Below are 16,712 nucleotides of genomic sequence, written 5' to 3'. Positions count from 1 at the left end.
GCAACCGAGCACAGCCGTAAGGAATTCCCCCCAGAGGACAAAAGCGCGCGAGTGGCGCAGCACTGCGCCTGGCCCGAAGGCGACATCTCCCGGGCCGATTCGACCGCTCCAGCAGGGGGAAACCGGTGTCGAAGCTCCTGACCAGGAACGCGAGCCTCATGGCTCTGGCCGGCACCCTGCTGTTGGTGGCCATGGTCGGATTGCTGACCTGGTTCCAGTTCACCAGCGCCCAGGAGGCACGCCGCCAGGTTCGCCACAGCCACGAGGTGATCACCGGCATCGATCAACTCGGCATCGCCCTGCGCGACGCCGAGACCGGTCAACGGGGGTTCCTGCTGACCGGGGAGGAGGACGACCTCGCCCTCTACCGCGCCGCCCTTGGGCGCATCACCCTGCTGCAGGGCGAGTTGCACCGGCTGACCGCCGACAACGCCACCCGGCAGGAGCGGTTGCGGAGCCTTGCCCTGGTCATCCAGAAGAAGCTGGAGACCCTGGGAGAAACCATCCATCTGCGGCGCGAGGCCGGCGCCGCGGCCGCCCCGGCCGTGCTGCGCGCCGATCATGACGCGCAGCTGATGGACCAGATCCGGCTGTCCCTCGAAACGATGCAGGCCGAAGAGGAACGGTTGCTCGCACAACGCCAGGCGACGGCCGCCGGCGCGGAAATGCAGGCGCGCCAGCTTGCCCTGGGCGGCAGCGTGCTCGCGATCGGGCTGCTCGTCCTGTCTGCCCGGCTGCTGGCACAGGCCCAGGCCCGGCTGACCGCGTCCGAGGCCGGGCAGCGGGCGCTGGCGGAGCAGATGCGCGCGGCCTTCGACAGCATCAGCCAGGGCATCGGCGTCTTCGGCCCCGACCATCGCCTGTTGCGCTGGAACGAACGCTTCCCGGTGCTGCTGGCGCTGCCGCGGCCAACGCTGCAGCCGGGCTCGCCCTACGAAGCGATCGTCGCGCAGGCCGCGGCGGCGGGGGGCGGGGATGCCTTCCTCGAGACCGCGGACCAGATCCGCCATGGCCGTCTTCTGAAGCTGCCGGGCGAGCCGGTCGTCTATGAACGCACCCGCGCCCTGGATGGCCGCAGCTTCGAGCTGCGCCGCACCGCCATGCCGGATGGCGGCTTCGTGCTGACGGTCACCGACACCACCGAACGGGTGCGCGCCGAGCTGACCGCGCGCGACGCGCAGCGGCTGCAGGCGATGGGGCAGTTGACCGGCGGGATCGCGCATGACTTCAACAACCTGCTCACCGTGGTACTGGGCAATCTGGAAATGGCCAGGCCGCGCCTGGAAGAAGGGCATCCGGTGCTGCCGCGCATCGAGCGGGCGATCTGGGGCGCCCGACGCGGCGCCTCACTGACACAGCAATTGCTGGCCTTCGCGCGCAAGCAGCCGCTTTCGCCCATGCCGATCGACCTGTCGGCCATGCTGCCCGATCTGGCCAACCTGCTGCACCGCACCCTCGGCGAGCATATCGACCTGCAGGTGGTGGATGCGGCCGGGCTGTGGCCCGCCATGGCCGATACGGCGCAGTTGGAAAGCGCCATCCTGAACCTGGCCCTGAACGCCCGCGATGCCATGCCCGGCGGCGGTCGCCTGACCATCGCGCTGGCGAACAAGGTGCTCGATGCCGACCATGCCCGCCGCCACACCGAGGTCACGCCCGGCGAGTACGTCATGGTAGCGGTGTCCGACACCGGTACCGGCATGGCGCCGGAAGTGCTGGCCCGGGTGTTCGAACCCTTCTTCACCACCAAGGAAGCCGGCAAGGGCACCGGGCTTGGCCTGCCGATGGTCTACGGCTTCGTCAGGCAGTCGGGCGGGCATGTGACGATCACCTCGCAGCCCGGGGAAGGCACGACGGTGCGCCTCTATCTGCCGCGCGCGCCCGGCGCGGTACTGCCCGCGCCACAGCGTGGGGCCGCCTGCCTCACGCTGCCACGTGGGTCCGGCACGATCCTGGTGGTGGAGGACGACGCCGCCGTGCGCGAGGTGGCCGTCATCATCCTGCGTGAGCTGGGCTACCGCGTGCTGGAAGCGGGCGACGGCACGGAGGCGCTGCGCGTGTTCGGACAGGTCGGCACCCGGCTGGACCTGGTGCTGGTGGATGTGGTGCTGCCCGGGGGCATGAAGGGCCACGAGGTCGCGCGCCGGCTTGCGGAAGTGCGACCGGAGCTGCGGACTTTGTTCATGTCCGGCTATACCGAAAACGCCATCATGCACCATGGCCGGCTGGACGAGGGCGTGCACCTGATCGGCAAGCCGTTCTCGCGCGAATTGCTGGCGCGCAAGGTGGCGGAATTACTGAGCCAGGAAGCATCGGACCAGGCCATCACCGCCCTGCGTGAACCGGAACACGGCAAGGTCGTGGACCTCGCCCTGCGGGACCGCGGGCGCAACGCCTGATCCCACGACACGGCCCCGCAGCGTTCCCGTGCCGGCGGGTGCCGGATCAGATCTTCTCCATGCGCAGGACCCGCCAGCTTTCCTCGTCCCGGCTCACAACCACCCGGGTGGTGACGTGCCTGACGTCGGTGCCGGACACTTCGTCGAAACTGACCTGCCCCGCGAAGGTCATGAGCCCGGAATCGGAGAAATTCCCCGGATGGATGTTGGCGAAGCGGATGGGCGGCACGTCCCGGCGCAGAATGTTCCGCATGAGATGCGCGGTCTGTCGCGCTTCTTCCTGCAGGCGATCCTGCAAGGCCCTGGCGATGTCGAGGCCACTGGGACCGTCATCGCAAACCACGAAGGTGATGCTCGATGCCACGAAGATCCCGGATGTCAGCAGCGGGCGCAACGAAGACGCGAAGGCAATCGGCTTCATGTCGCCCTGCAGGGCGGCCTGTGTGACATACCCGGCCCGCTGGGCTTCTTCGCGCAAGCGATCCCGCACCGCATCCGCGACGGCACCGGCTGCCGGAGCCTCGCCGCCAACCGTCAGGATGGCGGCTGCAAGCAGAAGAAACCCACCAGCCAGAACGGAACGAAACGACGACATGCCGGTGCCCTTTCGATGGGCGGGGAGAGCCAATCACCACCCAATTGACACCAGGGCGCAACGCTCCGTCAATCCAAATGCGTGAATTTCTCTGAAATAATTCACCAAAATACTTAACAAAAAATCTCTTTTGATAAGTATATAATTCAGAAAATCAACACCACCAACATAACATCATTAACATTTTATCATGACCGCCTGCATTCATGTAACATCTCCGAACAATGCGCCTGGACATCCATGTGTCCGGCATCGCCGCAGATACCTCGTTAATCCAGCGGATTGGAATCGCTCGCCACGTGCGCGGCCGCAGCATGCGCATCGATCGGCGCCAGCATCACCCAGGCCGGACACGCTTTGCCACCGCACCGGATCACGCACACCATTGCACGGCAATATCGTTTTCGCCCCTCCCTGCCTCGAACATGGGCGACCACACCGATGGAGCGGCAAGGAAGCCAGTATTTATTGCTCTACAATAACTTTCACTCGAACGGGCGCATCGTCCCGCTGCACCATAACAGGCCAGGGGCAACGGCATTGCACACATGGCCTGGATGCCCTCGCCCCGTGGCCGGCGCCGCAGGCCAGGACGATTTGCGCGAAGCACGGAACGCCCCGCCGCCCGCCATTCTTGCCGGAACTCCACCCCGCATCATCTGTCAGCGACAATGAATGCGCGCCGCGCACCATCCCGCCGAAGCAGGCATGCCCGCTGCCCGGCACGCCAGATCTCCCGCCTGCCCCCGCTGGCAGGAAGCCTCATCCCATCCACCACGCCCCGATTCTCCGCCCCGGGCGCAGCACGACTGGCATCGTATCCATCATGCGCAACCAAATCCCCAACTGCGGGCTGCATGTCCTGGCGGGCCGGGCAGGCCCGCACGCATTCCCCAAAGTGGCAGCCAATCCGCAGATTTCGACGCCGCGCCCCCTTTTGCGGCCAACGCCCGGCCGTCAGCGCCACGCCACACGCGCACCGCGATCCGAGGCCGAAACGCTCGCCCTGGCATGCATCGGCTTATTGCTAGCCCTTAGCTGAACCATGATTGGCACAGCACGTAATGGATCTATAATCACCCCCGTCAAACCTAGTTGGGATCCATGAGCGACCAAGTCCTGACCCTTACCGCGCAGATCGTGTCTGCACACGTCTCGCACAACACCGTAGCCAGCGACGCCCTGCCGGCGCTGATACAATCTGTGTACAACACGCTTACGAAGGCCGGGACCCAGGCCCCCGAGCCGGAAAAACTCCAGCCAGCAGTTCCTGTGAAGCGTTCCGTTTTTCCCGACTACATTGTCTGTCTGGAAGACGGGAAAAAGCAAAAGATGCTCAAGCGGCACCTACAGACCGCTCACGGCATGACGCCTGAACAGTATCGGGAGAAGTGGAACCTGCCCCACGACTACCCAATGGTTGCGCCGAATTACGCAGAAAAGCGGTCAAGCCTTGCCAAGGCGATCGGCCTGGGGCGGAAGCCTACGCAGGCCGAAGAGGAAGAGCCGCCGCCGCCGCCGGCCCCGGAGCCCGCCAAGAAGTCGTCCGGGCGGTCGCGGAAGGCAAAAGCGGCCGAGTAAAGGCCGCCCAAGCCCCGGGTCGCCGAGACCGCCGCAGGCCAGCGCCCGCGGCGGCAGGCTGATTCCCGGCGCGGTGACATGCGACATGGGATGCAGCAACGTCCCCTCCGCCTCGTGCGAAACCGGGGGTGGGATGCCTCCCTTGTTCCCGGCAAGCAAAGTCGTGTTGCGACGCGATGACCGGCTGGATCGGCGCGTCAGCCGGGCGTCCGCCGCGGCAGGCCTGCGATCAGGCAGCCAGGGGGTCGGTTGCCGGGCCGAACAGGAAGTCGATATCCTCGAATTCCAACCCCGGCAAAGCGGCGACTTCGGTGTCGAAGGCAATGCCGGCCAGGGCGGCCTTGCGTTCCTGCAGGTCGAGGATGCGCTCCTCCACAGTATCCGCCGCGATCAGCTTGTAGACGAAGACCGATTTCGTCTGCCCGATCCGATGGGCGCGGTCCGAGGCCTGATCCTCGACGGCCGGGTTCCACCACGGATCGTAGTGAATCACCGTGTCGGCCGAGGTCAGGTTGAGCCCTCGCCCGCCAGCCTTCAGGCTGATCAGGAACACCGGCACCTCCCCCGCCTCGAAACGCCGCACCGGCGTGGCGCGGTCATCGGTGTCGCCGCGCAGTTCGACGAAGGCAATGCCGGCGGCGGCCAGGCGCGGCCGGATCAGGTCAAGCATCGAGGTGAACTGGGAGAACAGCAGGATCCGCCGCCCCTCCGAGACCATCTCCGTGACCATCTCCAGCAGATCGTCGAGCTTGCTGGAGGTGGCGCCGAACTGGGCCGAGGGCAGCTTCACCAGTCGCGGGTCACAGCAGACCTGGCGCAGCTTCAGCAGCGCGTCGAGCACGACGATGCGGCTTTGCGCCAGGCTGCGGGTCGCGATGTCGTGATGCACCTTCTCGTGCAGCGTCGCGCGGATGGTCTCGTACAGCTCGCGCTGGTCGGGGGCGAGGGTGATGCGGCGCAGGATGGTGTGCTTCGGCGGCAGCTCGGCCGCCACCTCGGCCTTGGTGCGGCGCAGGATGAAAGGGCGGATGCGCCGGGCCAGTTGCCGGCGGCGGACGACATCGCCCTTCTTCTCGATCGGCGTGCGGAAGCGTTTGGAGAATGTTTTCCGTTCACCCAGCAGGCCCGGCATCAAGAAGGCGAACTGCGACCATAATTCGCCCAGGTTGTTCTCGATCGGCGTGCCCGAAAGGCAAAGCCGGTGCCGCGTGTCGAGCCGGCAGACCGCATGCGTCGCCTTGGCCGCGGGATTCTTGATGGCCTGCGCCTCGTCCAGCACCACCAGGTGCCAGGACAAATGCTGCATCGCGTCGATGTCGCGCGCGAGCACGGTATAGGTCGTCACCACGACATGGATGCCGTCGAGATGGTCGCGGCGCTCGTGGCGGTCGAGGCCGTGCAGCACCGCCACCCGCAGATGCGGCGCGAACTTGGCGAGCTCGGCCGTCCAGTTGCTGACCAGGCTGGTCGGCACCACGATCAGCGTGGGCCGGTCGAGCCTTCCGGCCGCCTCTTCGACGACGATGTGGGCGATGGTCTGCGCCGTCTTGCCCAGCCCCATGTCATCGGCGAGGAACCCGCTGAGATCGCAGGCCCGCAAATGCTGCAGCCAGTTGACGCCCTGCTGCTGGTAGGGGCGCAGCACGGCGGTGAAACCGGCCGGGACCGCCACCTCCGGGATCTCGGCGACGCCGCGGAAATGCGCCACCCGGGCGGCGATGGCGGCGGCATCCTGCCAGCGCGCGGTCAGCAGTTCCTCGAGGTCCAGCACCGCCGGGGCCTCGGCGGCATCCAGTACCAGCGCATCGTCGCCGGTGCGCCGCGCTGCCTCGATCAGGTCGCCGATCACCGCGAGCAGGCGCCCGATGCGTTCGGCCGGCAATTTCAGGATGCGGCCGTCATCGAGGCTGGTGACCACCTCGCCATCGACGATCTGCGCCGCTTCCATGCCGCCGCGCTCGTGCAGGCGCATCAGGATCGGCAGCAGCTTGTGGCGCACGCCCTCGATCTCGATCCCAAGATCGAGTGAGAAGCCCCCCTGCGCGGCGTCGGCCACCCGCATGTCGCAGATCCCGACCGAACCCACCACGCGGGGACCGAAATCCCGGTCGATCAGGCTGCGCCAGCCCAGCGCCTGCAGCGCCGGGACACGTTCGGTGACGAAAGCCTGCCAGCGCTCGACGGCGTCGCGCCCCCGGAACAGAAAAGCCCGCCGCCCCTTCGCCGCCGCGCCATCGGCCACCCGCATCTGCACGAAGCCATCCTGCAGCAGCGCTTCCAGCCAGGACGCCTCGGCGGCACGATCGCGGCGGACGAAAACCGGCCCGCCCGGCGCTTCCACCCGGAGGAACTGGCGGTCATCGTCGGCGTGCACCCGGATGCCGTCATACTCGAAATCGACCAGCAGGGCGTCGAACACCTGCAGGCGACCACCTTCGTCGGGACATTCCAGCCGCGTCAGCCGCAGCACCGGCGCAAAGGCACGCTCCACGATGACCGGCTCGACGCTGGCCGACGGCGCGACCCGGCGCGCCGGACGGTCGGGCACCACGCGACCCGGGACAGGACGCGGCCGGACCTGCTGGAGGTGAATGCGGCCGACCGCGCCGGTGGCGGCATCGACGTACCAGGATCCCGCATCGCCGGCGATGACCGCCGAACGAGGCGGCAAGGGCGGCGGCGCACCGGCAACGAAATTCCGCGTCTCGCCGGAAACCAGCGCCCGCGCGGTGGCCTGCCAGCGCGCCAGCCCGCTCTGCGCCAGGCGTGGCAGCAGACCGGCGACACGGCCGGGCGGAATCCCGGTGCGGGTCTGGTCACCTCCGCCCAAAGCGGTTGCGAGCGCATGCACATCCCCGCCGATCCCGGCATCGGCCAGCAGTTGCGCCGGCGTGGTCCTTTCGATGCGGCCGGTCCGTTCGCCGACAAGAATGACAGAGACGAAGCAGGCATGCGGGGGTAGCCCCGCCGCCAGTTCGAAGACCACCTTCTGTTTCTCCTTGACGGGAGAGGCGACCAACGCATCGAAGAAACTCTGCTGCTCCGGCCGGCGCAGCGCCGGAAACCGGTCGAGGGCGGCGAAAGCGGCGGCAGCCAGATGGACACAGGCCGCGGCCCCGCAACCACAGCCGGCATCGAACACCACCCGCCGCCCGAGCGCCGACGGCACGATCCGGACGGCGTGCCGCGTTCCCCGCTCCTGCACGCTGCCCGCGATGGCGTCACCATCAAGATGCACCTCGACCGCACCGGCAAGCACCAGGGTGCGGCCACGCGTGAGCGTGCGTGAAGGGAAGACGCGCCCGAGATCCTCGGACGAGAACGCAATGGGCATCAGCGAGCGCAATCCCGGGCGAGCGAATCACAGACGTATGCGGGTTTGGAAGGGAAAAGTAGCGCGGATGACGCCCCCATGGAAAGGCACGCCGCCCGGGGCGCTGCCCCGGCCCCGGCAGGAGGCTTCGCCTCCTGCACCTCCACCAAGGGCTTCGCCCTTGGAACCCCTGACTCTGTGCCGCGCAGCGCGAATGGGATCCAAGGGCCTTGTGGCCCTTGGCAGGTCCAGGGCGGAGCCCTGGCCTTTACCCTTTGGTCCCGGCCATGGTGATCCCGGTCGCCCGCCGGGCCGCGAGTGAGATCGTCCGCAGATCCTCCGGCTCCAGGTTGTGCACGTCGGTTTTACCGGTGCAGCGTGCCATCATGGAACATTCCGACACCGCCGCCTGCAGGAAGGACGCGAGCGCCTGGACCCGGCTGTCGTGGTCGGCCGGCGCGAAGTCCGGACCGGCCTCGCCGATCTCTCCGCCCAGGGCGAGGGCGGCAGCCAGGCTGGTGATCCCGGCGTTGCAGCCGAGGGCCAGGGTCTTGGCGAGATCGGTGCCGGACCGCAGGCCGCCGAACCAGAGCAGCGGGATCGTCTCCTCGGCCTTGCGGGCGCGCAGCAGGCTCACGGCCCCGGTGATCAGTCCGAGATCGGGCGGCCCGGCGAGTTCGGCCCAGTTGGCCTGCATATGCCCGCTGCCATCGAGCAGCAGCAGGTCGGCCTTCGCCGTGATGGCGAAATCGACCGCTTCGGCGATAGTTTCCGCCGTCGCCACCAGACCGAGCAACTGGCCTGGGTGGCGGCGTTGCGGCAGCGCGAAGGGCGCATGCGCGTCCTTCACCAGCAGCACTGCCGCCGCGCGCGCATCGGCCGCATCCGGGGCGGTGACCAGTTGCAGCCAGGGGATCCGTGGCTCATCGAGCGGCCGGCGGCCGGCATAGCCGCCCCCGGAGCGCAGCAACGCCGCGGCCACCGCCGCACGGATGGCCTCCGGCGCAGCGTCGAAGCCGCCCACAAGCATGGGATGCGCGAGATCCAGGCCGTTGCCCAGGGGCGTCCGGGTCCGGCAGGCCTCGCGGTAGGGATCGATCACCAGCCGGGTCAGGTTGGCGGGCAGGAAGACCAGTTCATCGAAGGTCGCCGGGCGGGTCGGCAGAAACGGATCGGGACGGCCGGCAAGGCGCTGGCGGGTCAGGTCGGCGATGGTGGACGGCGTCGCGTCCTGGCGCGCCAGCGCGAAGATGGTCTCGCGCATCTTCACCGAATAATCGACCGATCCGGTTTCCGTGTCACAGCGATAGCAACGGGCGGCCTGCTCCCGCGCGACGCGATCGTCATAGCCGGCTTCGGTCTCGCCCCAGAGCGCATCGCCCAGGCCGAGGAAACGCGGATGCTCCAGGCCGAGGATTTCCCAGCGCGGATCCTGCGCCACCGGAACGGCCCGGGTACGGCAGGGCGTGCGGTACGGCAGTGGATGCGCCTCTCCCTCCAGCGCCGCGAGCACGTAATAGGCCGCCTTATGGCCCTGGAACATGGCCTGCACGATAGTGGAAGAGCCGAAGGCGGCATCACCGGCGGCGAAGACACCCGGCAGGCGCGTGCGCATCGTGGCCGGATCGGTGGCGATGCGCTCGCCTTCCAGCAGGCCATGCCGTGCCAGTTCCAGCGTCGCGGTCTTCTGCCCAACCGCGGCGATGACCAGGCCGGCGGGAAGTTCGAAGCCGGAGTCCGGCAAGGTGCGGAAAGCCCGGCGGCCGTCCGGACCAGGCGCCCCCAGCTCGGTGCGCAGGCAGCGCAGCCGCGTGCTGCCGTCGGGGCGCGCCAGCACGGCGGCGGGGGCAACGTTGTAGACGATCTCGATGCCTTCGGCGAGGGCCGCGGAAATCTCGTGCGCGCGGGCGGGGATTTCATCGGGACCGCGGCGGTACAGCACCGTCACCTTCTCCACCCCCGGCAGGCGACGAGCGGTGCGGCAGGCATCCATGGCAACGTCGCCGCCGCCCACCACCACCACATGCGCGGGCAGGCGCGGACGGGCGCCACCATTCACCGCATTGAGGAAGCTCACGCCGTCCTGCACCATCGGCAGGTCGTCGCCGGGCACGCCGAGCCGTCGCCCGGCCGAGGCACCGACCGTCAGCAGCACCGCGTCATGGCTGCGGGAAAGGTCCGCGAGCGACACCGCCTCACCGAGTGGGGCGGAGAGATGCAGGGTAATGCCGGGGCAACGTTGCAGGATGCGAGCGATGTCCTGCTCGACCACCTCGGGCGGCAGGCGGAAATCCGGAATGCCCCAGAGCATCATTCCGCCGGGGCGGGACAGCGCTTCGTACACGTCCACGTGGTAGCCGGCGGCGGCGATGTCCTGCGCCGCGGTCAGGCCGGCCGGGCCGGCGCCGATGATGGCGACACGCTGCGTCTTGTCCGGGGCGATCGCCGGCAGGTGGAACCCCGGACCGAGACGGTCCATGACGTAGCGCTTCAGCGCGCGGATCGCGACCGGGCCATCGGCGCCGGTGCGGCGACAGGCCGGCTCGCACGGCGCGTCGCAGACCCGGCCGCACACACCGGAGAACGGGTTGGTGGCAGTGATCGCCTCCAGCGCGCCTGAGAGGTCACCGGCCCAGATCAGCCCGACATAGGACGCGACGTCGGTGCCGATCGGACAGGCCACCTGACAGGGCGGCGGCTGGTAGTGCGGCAGCCCGCTCTGGTCGGCGGCGAGGTCGAGGGAAAACGGCTTGCAGCTCATCTCAGGCCACCTGCGCGAGCGGCCGATCCTCGGCCGGGCGATAGGACGGATCGTAGGGCAGGCCGGTGATGGCGGCGGCCTCCGGCGTCAGCGCCACCAGATCCCGCCGCGAAAGCTGGCGGAAATCCGAGTAGCCGAGCGCCTGGGTGATCGCGGCGATCTGCCAGCGCACCGATTCAAGGAAACGGTGGATCGCCTGGGCCTGGACATCGACCTGATAGCGCGCCTCGTGCGCGGGATCCTGGGTGGCGATGCCGACCACGCAATTGCCGACATGGCATTGCATGCAACTGATGCAGCCGCCGGCGATCAGCGCCGCGGTGCCCATCGCCACGGCGCTGGCACCGAGCGCCAGGGCTTTCACCGCATCGATGCCGTCCTTGATGCCACCCATCAGCACGATCGGCATGTCGCCCTTGTGCTCGATCTCGGCGAGGCCATCGAGCGCTTCCTGCAACGCGGCCAGGGTCGGGATGCCCATGTTCTCCAGCACCTCGGTGGAGGCGGCACCGGTCGAGCCCTGCAACCCGTCGAGCTGCACGAAGTCGAAGCCGTCTTTGTAGGCGATCTTGATGTCGTCGCGCACCCGGCCCGCGCCCATCTTCACCGAGATCGGCTTGGCGTAGCCGGTGGCCTCGCGGAACTCGTCCACCTTGATCACCAGGTCGTCGGCCCCCATGATGTCGGGGTGGCGCGAGGGCGAACGCAAATCGATGCCTTCGGGGATGCCGCGGATCGCCGCCAGCTCCTTCGTCACCTTCTTCGCCATCAACTGCCCGCCGAGCCCCGGCTTGGCGCCCTGGGAGATGTAGATTTCCAGCGCATCGGCACGCAGCATGTCGTGGATGTTCCAGCCCAGCCGGCCGGACAGGCACTGGTAGATCAGTTGCCTTGCCTCGGCGCGCTGCTCGGGCAGCATGCCGCCCTCGCCGGTGTTCTCGACGATGTCGGACAGGCGCGAGGCGCGGGCCAGCGCGATCTTGGTGGATTTCGACAGCGCGCCATAGCTCATCGGTGCGATCAGCACGGGCATGGAGAGATCGAGCGGCTTCGCGCCGAAGCGGTCGCCGAGCCGGGTGCGCAGGTTGACCGCCGTCACCGGGTCACCCACGGCGCCGATGCGCGCGGGATCGACCTTGATGGCGATGTCGGAGAAATGCGGCACCGGCCTGGCCGCGCCATAGCCGCGGATGCGATAGCGGCCGATCAGCGCCTTGGCATGGATGTCGCCGGCCACCTTGGCGTTCCAGTAGGCATCGCCGGCGGAAAACTCCGTGTGCGGCAGCGGGCGGCTGATCGGCTCCGTCACGCCGTAGCGCAGCTTGGTGCCGGCATTGACGATCTTGGTGAAGGAGCCGTTGAAGACGATGCCGTATTTCGCCAGGAAGGCATGAATCCCGGCCGCCTCCGTGGCGGGCATCTCCACGATGCGCGCATCGGCGCCGAGGCTCTGCACCCGTCCGCCGACATAGATCGCGCCGCCCGACATGTCCTCGCCGACGCGCTCGCCGGAATCGCCGAGGATGATGATGCGACCGCCATACATCAGGTAGCCGGCGAGGAAACTGGCATTGCCGCGGCACAGCAGCGTGCCGGCCTTCATCACCTGCCCGGCGCGGCTGCCGACATTGCCGCGGACCACCACCTCGCCGCCGCGCAGTGCCACGCCGGCGATGGCGCCGGCATTGCCGCCGACCACGACGCTGCCGGCATACATCGAATCACCGACGCCCCAGCCGACATTGGATTCGACCTCGAAGCGCGCGCCATGCGAGAGCCCGGCACAGAAATACCCGGCCGAGCCGCGCACCCGTACCGTCACCGGATGGATCAGTCCGACGCCGATATGGTGGCGCGCATCGGGGTTGAGGATCTCGATGTCCTCGCCGCGCGCGGCGGCGCCGCGCAGGGTGGCGTTGGCCTCGCGGACCGTGATGGTGCTCAGATCGATCGTGACCACGTGCGATAGGTCCCCGGCGCAGGTTCGGTGGTGGAAAGGGAGTGGCCCGGAAACAGGCGGTTCAGCGACACCTCTTCCGAGGCGATGGCCACCAGGGTGTCGTCTTCGTACATGACCATCGGCTTGGCGGCGAGCCGGTCCTTGGCGAAGCCGATGCCGTCCCGGGTCGAGACCAGGAAGGAAAAGGTGCCGTCCAGGTCCTCGACCGACTGCGCCAGCGCGGCGTCGAGCGTCACGCCCTGCGCCATCTTGTCGGCAAGGTAGACGGCGATCAGCTCGGAGTCGTTATCCGTACGGAACTCGAAGCCGCGCGTCTCCAGCCGGCGCCGCATCTTCCAGTAATTGGTGATCTGGCCGTTATGCACGATCGCGACGTCGGCGAAGCCGGTGGCCCAGAACGGATGCGCGGCTTCCGGCTTCACTTCGGATTCGGTGGCCAGGCGGACATGGCCCAGGCCGTGGCTGCCGCGGATCTCGCCCAGGTGATAAACGCTGTCCAGCTCGCGCGAAGTGCCGACATCCTTGATGATATCAAGCGCGGTGCCGATCGAGACCAGCTTCGCCGCCTGTTCCATCGCATAGGCGAAGGGGCGGATCTCGCCGTCGTACCCGACTTCGACCAGGAAGGTGCTGCCTTCGCGCTTCTCGGCCCGGATCACCGCGCCCTGGGCTGCCAACGCCGCACGGATGCGCGCGATCTGCGCCTCGGCGTCGTCATCGACGAGAAAGCGCAGGCGCAGGCCGGCGACGTCATCTTCGTACAGGGCGAAGCCGGTGGAATCCGGCCCGCGATGCTGGCAGCCGTCCAGCATGTCCACCAGCGCGCGCCCCAGAACATGGTTCGCGGCCGGCGTCTTGAAGAGGATGCCTGCGATTCCGCACATCACCGTCCCTCCTTGCGCGAGCCCCGAGGCTAGCAACATTCCGACGCGCCGGTCAATCCTGTGGATCAAGAATTTTTCCTGAGGGGAAAATTGCCTCTTTTCTGTATCCTCTGCGGAAAAATTCTTTCTTCTGGGTTGAAACGAGGCAAATCATGCCATACGGTGCCCGTGATAATTCCAAAGCGCCCATTCCCGCGGCAACTGCTGAGCAGAGGAGCTCCGATGGCAGAGGACCTTGCCGAGATTGCCCAGGCACGCGGCATTCAGTATTTCCTGATCTCCTTCGTCGACCTGTTCGGCGTGCTGCGCGCCAAGCTGGCGCCCGCCGCGGCGATCGCCGGCATGCAGAAGAACGGCGCGGGCTTCGCGGGCTTCGCCACGCATCTGGACCAGACGCCGGCCCATCCCGACACCCTGGCCATTCCCGACCCGGCCAGCCTGATCCAGTTGCCCTGGAAGCCTGAAGTGGGCTGGCTTGCCGCCGATCTGTATTGCGACGGCCAGCCGGTGCCGGACGCGCCGCGCCAGGTGTTGCAGCGGCAGATCGCCAAGGCCCGTGCGCTGGGCCTGCAGATGAAGACGGGCGTGGAGTGCGAATTCTTCCTGCTGAACCGGGACGGCAGCGCGGTGGCCGACGGCGCCGATGACTACCCGAAACCCTGCTACGACCAGATGGCCCTGATGCGGCGCTATGATCTCATCAAGGAAATCTGCGACGCGATGCTGCAGCTTGGCTGGCAGCCCTATCAGAACGACCACGAGGACGCCAACGGCCAGTTCGAGATGAACTGGGAATACGACGACGTTCTGCGCACCGCCGACCGGCACGTCTTCTTCAAGTACATGGTCAGGACGCTGGCCGAGAAGCACGGCATGCGCGCGACCTTCATGCCCAAGCCATTCAACGGCCTCACCGGCAATGGCTGCCACATGCATGTCAGCCTTTGGCGCGGCGAGGAAAACGCCTTCGCCGACCCGGCCGGCGAGCTGGGCATGAGCACCCTGGCCTACCAGTTCCTCGGCGGCGTGATCCACTCGGCGGCGGATCTCTGCGCGATCTTCAATCCCACGGTGAACAGCTTCAAGCGCATCAACGCGCCGGTCACCACCTCGGGAGCGACCTGGTCACCGAACACCATCACCTACACCGGCAACAACCGCACCCACATGGTGCGCATCCCCGATGCCGGGCGCTTCGAATTCCGCCTGATGGACGGGGCCACCAACCCGTATCTTGCGCCGGCGGCGCTGCTGCTGGCCGGGCTCGACGGCATCGCCAACCGGCGCGATCCCGGCAAGCGGCTGGACATCAACATGTACACCGATGGTCACACCCTGAAGGATGTCCGCCGGCTGCCGCTCAATCTGCTGGATGCCCTGCGGCTGTTCGATGCCTCCGAGATCGTGCGCGCCGGCTTCGGCAACGAGGTGGTGGACAGCTACACCAAACTGCGCCTGGCCGAGTGGAACGCGTTCATGAGCCACGCCACGGCGTGGGAACGCCACCACACGCTCGACTGCTGACCCGGACGGCGCGGCGGCAATCCGCCGCTGCGCCACCCCTTCCGTCGTGAGCTTTCCCCCTCTCGCATGGATCCCATCGCGCGATGACGCCGCCTGCCAAGCATTACATCCTCACCATCACCTGCCCGGACACGACCGGCATCGTGGCGGCGGTGGCCGGCTTCCTGTCCAGCCATGAGCTGTTCATCACCGAATCCGAGCATTTCGGCGATGTCGCCACCGGGCGCTTCTTCATGCGCACGGTGTTCCAGGAACGTCCGGGCATGCCCTCGATCGCGGCGCTGCAAGCCGCGTTCGCGCCCTTCGCCGAACGCTTCGGCATGGAGTGGCACATCCACGATGCCACGCGGCGGCCGAGGTTGCTGCTACTGGTTTCCAAATTCGACCACTGCCTGAACGACCTGCTGTACCGCTACCGTACCGGCACGCTGCCGGTGGAGATCCCCGGCGTGGTGTCCAACCACCCGGACCTGCAGCGTGTGGTGGAATGGCACGGCATTCCCTATCACCATCTGCCGGTGACCAGGGACACGCGTGCCGAGCAGGAAGGCCGCATCCTGGAAATGGTGGACCGGCTGCACATCGACCTGGTGGTGCTGGCGCGCTACATGCAGGTGCTGTCGCCGCAGATGTGCGCCGCCCTGTCCTGGCGCTGCATCAACATCCATCATTCCTTCCTGCCGAGCTTCAAGGGCGCGAAGCCGTACCACCAGGCGCATGCGCGCGGGGTGAAGATCATCGGCTCCACCGCGCATTACGTCACCACCGACCTCGACGAAGGCCCGATCATTGAACAGGCGGTGGAACGTGTGGACCACACCCACACGCCCGACGAGTTGGTGGCGCTGGGACGCGACATCGAAAGCGTCGTGCTCGCCCGCGCCGTGCGCTACCATATCGAGCACCGCGTGCTGCCCAATGGCAACAAGACCGTGGTGTTCCGCCGCTAGAACCGGAACAATCAGCCTTCTTCCTGGCGGGAATACACGATCACCGACAGCAGGCGGATCGGCAGGCGGTGCAGTTCCTCGGGGCCGTGCGGCGCATCGGCATCGAAGAACAGCGAGTCCCCAGGCTGCATGTTGTACAGCTTGTCGGCGTGGCGATAGCTGACCTCGCCTTCCAGCAGGTAGATGAATTCCAGACCGGAATGCTGGAAGACGGGGAACACGTCGGAGGTTTCCGTCAGCGTCACCAGATAGGGCTCCACCACCACCGACTTGCTGCCGATGGTGTGGCCGAGCAACTGGTACTGGTGCCCGGCCCGGGTGCCGCGCCGCTCGATCGCCAGCCCCTCCCCGGCCTTGACGAAGGTGGCGTCGCGCTGCTCCTCGAACTTGCGGAAGAACGCCGTCACCGGCACGTTCAGCGCCCGCGACAGCGCCTGCAGCGTGGACAGCGACGGCGAGGTCACGCCGTTCTCGATCTTCGAGAGCATCCCCGCCGACAGCCCGGCCTGCCGGCCCAGATCCGCCACCGTCATGCCGAGCCGGGTGCGGTACTCGCGCACCTGCTGGCCAATGGCCACTTCCAGCCGGTGCTCACGCGCCCCTGACAACGCATGGGGATTCTGCTGGAAGTCGTTCATTGTTTCCTCGGGGGCAATTGGACACCAACTATAGGAAACAACGCCGGCAGCAGCAATCGCCGCGGCCGGAACGCAAAACGCCGGGCACGAGGCCCGGCGCTGCGCCG

At 67.5% G+C, this 16,712-nt stretch carries 10 protein-coding genes; 4 read left to right on the top strand and 6 right to left on the bottom strand.

The window, feature by feature from the left end:
* The first annotated feature begins 125 nt into the window (after window positions 1-125).
* Complete coding sequence (locus NBY65_RS11970; RefSeq protein WP_203330514.1) at window positions 126-2,399, top strand: CHASE3 domain-containing protein; 2,274 nt, start codon at window positions 126-128, stop codon at window positions 2,397-2,399.
* 46 nt (window positions 2,400-2,445) lie between these two features.
* Here NBY65_RS11970 and NBY65_RS11965 read toward each other — a convergent pair whose 3' ends face one another.
* A complete protein-coding gene (locus NBY65_RS11965) occupies window positions 2,446-2,994 on the bottom strand; it encodes a hypothetical protein (protein ID WP_150041463.1) in 549 nt (182 codons plus the stop codon).
* A 1,104-nt stretch (window positions 2,995-4,098) separates the two neighbouring features.
* Between NBY65_RS11965 and NBY65_RS11960 the strand changes: the two genes are divergently transcribed.
* Complete coding sequence (locus NBY65_RS11960; RefSeq protein ID WP_150041462.1) at window positions 4,099-4,575, top strand: MucR family transcriptional regulator; 477 nt, start codon at window positions 4,099-4,101, stop codon at window positions 4,573-4,575.
* A gap of 229 nt (window positions 4,576-4,804) precedes the next feature.
* Here NBY65_RS11960 and NBY65_RS11955 read toward each other — a convergent pair whose 3' ends face one another.
* From NBY65_RS11955 to NBY65_RS11940, 4 genes are all read right to left on the bottom strand, one after another.
* Window positions 4,805-7,909 carry a DEAD/DEAH box helicase gene (locus NBY65_RS11955; RefSeq protein WP_150041461.1) on the bottom strand — a complete coding sequence of 1,035 codons (3,105 nt, stop codon included), beginning with the start codon at window positions 7,907-7,909 and terminating at the stop codon, window positions 4,805-4,807.
* A gap of 247 nt (window positions 7,910-8,156) precedes the next feature.
* Complete coding sequence (locus NBY65_RS11950; protein WP_150041460.1) at window positions 8,157-10,649, bottom strand: FAD-dependent oxidoreductase; 2,493 nt, start codon at window positions 10,647-10,649, stop codon at window positions 8,157-8,159.
* Between the two features lies 1 nt (window position 10,650).
* Window positions 10,651-12,609, bottom strand: coding sequence for a glutamate synthase-related protein (locus NBY65_RS11945; protein WP_150041459.1), 1,959 nt, complete (start codon window positions 12,607-12,609; stop codon window positions 10,651-10,653).
* Window positions 12,591-13,493, bottom strand: a complete 903-nt coding sequence (locus NBY65_RS11940; RefSeq protein WP_150041458.1) for a class II glutamine amidotransferase — start codon at window positions 13,491-13,493, stop codon at window positions 12,591-12,593. The genes NBY65_RS11945 and NBY65_RS11940 overlap by 19 nt, the downstream gene beginning before the upstream one ends.
* A gap of 222 nt (window positions 13,494-13,715) precedes the next feature.
* On the opposite strand from NBY65_RS11940, the gene glnT reads away from it, so the two are divergent.
* A complete protein-coding gene (gene glnT, locus NBY65_RS11935; RefSeq protein ID WP_150041457.1) occupies window positions 13,716-15,017 on the top strand; it encodes a type III glutamate--ammonia ligase in 1,302 nt (433 codons plus the stop codon).
* Between the two features lie 83 nt (window positions 15,018-15,100).
* Window positions 15,101-15,967, top strand: coding sequence for a formyltetrahydrofolate deformylase (gene purU, locus NBY65_RS11930; protein WP_150041456.1), 867 nt, complete (start codon window positions 15,101-15,103; stop codon window positions 15,965-15,967).
* 11 nt (window positions 15,968-15,978) lie between these two features.
* On the opposite strand, the gene NBY65_RS11925 is transcribed toward purU, so the two are convergent.
* Entirely contained in the window at window positions 15,979-16,605 is a 627-nt protein-coding gene (locus tag NBY65_RS11925) for a helix-turn-helix domain-containing protein (protein ID WP_150041455.1), read from the bottom strand.
* Between the last annotated feature and the right edge of the window lie 107 nt (window positions 16,606-16,712).

Origin of the sequence: Rhodovastum atsumiense, from assembly GCF_937425535.1 — a bacterium.
Classification (GTDB): domain Bacteria; phylum Pseudomonadota; class Alphaproteobacteria; order Acetobacterales; family Acetobacteraceae; genus Rhodovastum; species Rhodovastum atsumiense.
Note: the sequence above shows the minus strand (reverse complement) of the source record. Positions and strands in the feature narration are given on the sequence as shown.

What these genes read in the sequence shown, in the direction of transcription:
- NBY65_RS11965 (WP_150041463.1), bottom strand. Translation starts at nt 2,994, where the DNA reads ATGTCGTCGTTTCGTTCCGTTCTGGCTGGTGGGTTTCTTCTGCTTGCA.
- NBY65_RS11960 (WP_150041462.1), top strand. Translation starts at nt 4,099, where the DNA reads ATGAGCGACCAAGTCCTGACCCTTACCGCGCAGATCGTGTCTGCACAC.
- NBY65_RS11955 (WP_150041461.1), bottom strand. Translation starts at nt 7,909, where the DNA reads ATGCCCATTGCGTTCTCGTCCGAGGATCTCGGGCGCGTCTTCCCTTCA.
- NBY65_RS11950 (WP_150041460.1), bottom strand. Translation starts at nt 10,649, where the DNA reads ATGAGCTGCAAGCCGTTTTCCCTCGACCTCGCCGCCGACCAGAGCGGG.
- NBY65_RS11940 (WP_150041458.1), bottom strand. Translation starts at nt 13,493, where the DNA reads ATGTGCGGAATCGCAGGCATCCTCTTCAAGACGCCGGCCGCGAACCAT.
- glnT (WP_150041457.1), top strand. Translation starts at nt 13,716, where the DNA reads ATGGCAGAGGACCTTGCCGAGATTGCCCAGGCACGCGGCATTCAGTAT.
- purU (WP_150041456.1), top strand. Translation starts at nt 15,101, where the DNA reads ATGACGCCGCCTGCCAAGCATTACATCCTCACCATCACCTGCCCGGAC.
- NBY65_RS11925 (WP_150041455.1), bottom strand. Translation starts at nt 16,605, where the DNA reads ATGAACGACTTCCAGCAGAATCCCCATGCGTTGTCAGGGGCGCGTGAG.